Source organism: Desulfovibrio sp. OH1186_COT-070 (assembly GCF_003860215.1).
GTDB lineage: Bacteria > Desulfobacterota > Desulfovibrionia > Desulfovibrionales > Desulfovibrionaceae > Desulfovibrio.
The window spans coordinates 1-2,019 of record NZ_RQYH01000073.1 but is presented as its reverse complement, the minus strand read 5'-3'; the positions used below and the strand labels follow the sequence as shown (position 1 = coordinate 2,019).

Genomic DNA, 2,019 nt, shown 5'->3' with positions numbered 1-2,019 from the left:
TCCAATAACTTCAGTACTTATGGCTATTATTAAATAAATATAAGGCATTTTTAACTCCTTTTAATTTTCGTATTTTATTTAATTTTATTCTAAGTATTTTTTAATTGTAGTCTTGTATTTTGAGTGTCATTCGCGTGGTATTTTTGTGGATTGATGGTTTTTGAAAGGTTTTTGAAACGAGTTGAAAACGAGTTTCTTCTTGTCTTGATACTATATAGAAATAACTCGATTTTAAAATTATAGCTGTAATCCTTGGTATGTAAGGGATTATAGCTATTTTTCTTGTTGAAAGGAATTTTTGACATAAAAAAACCCCAGTAGTATGATTAAAGCGTCTACTCAATAAACAACTACTGGAGGTCTCTTTATATGCAATATAATACTACTAGATGTATAGACGAAAATCAAGATAACGAAACACTTAAAGATATGACGAAAAGTGGGAAACAACGCCCATGGAGAGAAAAGAAGATAGATAATGTAAGTTATGCAGATATACTGGAAATTTTAAAAATAAAAAAGGCTTTTAATGTAAAACAATGTGGTAACGTCTTAGAGTTCAAGCCGACTGATGAAGGTTATTTGAAGTTACATAAGACATGGTTTTGTAAGTCGAAACTCTGCCCAGTTTGTAATTGGAGGCGTGCTATGAAAAATAGTTATCAAGCTCAAAAAGTGATTGAAGAAGTTGTTAAAGAAAAACCAAAAGCGCGTTGGTTATTTTTAACACTTTCAACGAAAAATGCGATAGATGGGGATACTTTAGAACAAAGTTTGAAACATTTAACGAAAGCATTTGATAGGTTAAGTAGATATAAAAAAGTGAAGCAAAATCTTGTTGGGTTTTTGCGTTCAACGGAAGTAACAGTTAATAAAAATGATGGTAGTTATAATCAACATATGCATGTTTTATTATGTGTTGAAAATAGTTATTTTAAGAATAAAGCTAATTATATAACTCAAGAAGAATGGGTTAATTTATGGCAAAAAGCATTACAAGTAAATTATCGACCCGTAGCAAATATTAAAGCGATCAAACCAAATCAAAAAGGCGATAAAGATATTCAAGCAGCTATCAAAGAAACCTCTAAATATTCGGTTAAGTCATCTGATTTTTTAACTGATGATGATGAAAGAAATCAAGAAATCGTGAATGATTTAGAAAAAGGTTTATATCGAAAACGTATGTTGAGTTATGGTGGTTTGCTTAAACAAAAACATAAGATTTTAAATTTAGATGATGCCGAAGATGGCAATTTGATTAATACAAGTGACGAAGATAAAACAACAGACGAAGAAGAAAAAGCACATTCAATTACGGCAATTTGGAATTTTGAAAAACAAAATTATTATTTAAAAGATTTGAAACGTTAGCTAAAAAGCTAGTGTTTTTTTATGTCTTTTTGCCCCTGCGGGAACTATAGCGTTCAACCGGCATGGTTGACCAGTTTTCATGTTAACTTTTAAGTTTGCATATAAATGGGCAGTGTTTATTTTTTTCTGCCCAGTTTGCTAAATTTTTAATTTGCATATAACTGGGCAGTGTTTATTTTTTTCTGCCCAGTTTGCTAAATTTTTAATTTGCATATAACTGGGCAGTGTCTAAAAAATTAGTCACTGGTTTTGCTCAAATTTTTGTTTGTGAAATTAAGATATATTTATTTGGCTCATATTTGCGTTTTAAAAGCGTATATAGACTTTTAGGTATAAAACTATATGATTTACCCCTGAATCTTTAAAATGCCCCCTTAAAATTCAAATAAAGGCATATAAAAATAAAAAGCCAACCCAGATAAAATGGATTGGCTTTTTATTTGCTTTTGCGAAGTAGATTATAAAAAACTACTTTTAATAAGCACCCTAAATGTGATGTCTATATTATAACAAGAACACGCATTTATGCCGAGAAAATTTATTGTGCGTTGAGAAGAACCCTTAACTAAACTTGCAGACGAATGTCGGCATAGCGTGAGCTATTAAGCCGACCATTCGACAAGTTTTGGGATTGTTAAGGGTTCC

Annotated in this window: 1 protein-coding gene; it reads left to right on the top strand. The window is 30.5% G+C overall.

Features of this window, described 5'->3' with window-relative positions; genetic code table 11:
• Window positions 1-369 precede the first annotated feature (369 nt).
• The gene (locus tag EII23_RS11780) at window positions 370-1,374 is read left to right on the top strand and encodes a protein rep (protein WP_001199882.1); all 1,005 of its coding nucleotides are present in this window, start codon (window positions 370-372) and stop codon (window positions 1,372-1,374) included.
• Window positions 1,375-2,019 lie beyond the last annotated feature (645 nt).

What these genes read in the sequence shown, in the direction of transcription:
- EII23_RS11780 (WP_001199882.1), top strand. Translation starts at nt 370, where the DNA reads ATGCAATATAATACTACTAGATGTATAGACGAAAATCAAGATAACGAA.